The organism is Ochrobactrum sp. SFR4, from assembly GCF_019730395.1.
GTDB lineage: Bacteria > Pseudomonadota > Alphaproteobacteria > Rhizobiales > Rhizobiaceae > Pseudochrobactrum.
Genome location: NZ_JAAPBB010000864.1, coordinates 1 through 266, shown reverse-complemented (window position 1 = coordinate 266; position 266 = coordinate 1). Strand labels below are relative to the sequence as shown.

The window sequence follows — 266 nt, the reverse complement described above, 5'->3', positions numbered from 1 at the left end:
CAGGATCAGTGCGGATGTAGGCTACGCCGGGAAGGCCGGTTTTGACGTGCTGAACATATCGGAGAAGCAGTTCCTGCGAGACTTTCGCCTTGATGCGGAACATCAGTTTCTGACGTTCCTCCGTCGTCTCGACGGTTTTTGGTGTAAATTGGGCGACGTCCGCGATGAAGCTGACCGTGGCAGGTATGGTGTATTCAGGCGCGGCATCCAGAACCAGCATAACATCCGATCCGATGGCGATACGGCCTGCCGGGACGGTCGGCAGG

The 266-nt window shown here is 57.5% G+C and carries 1 pseudogene; it reads right to left on the bottom strand.

Features of this window, described 5'->3' with window-relative positions:
- Positions 1 to 266, bottom strand: a pseudogene (locus HBA93_RS21535) (glycoside hydrolase family 43); the annotation flags it as partial.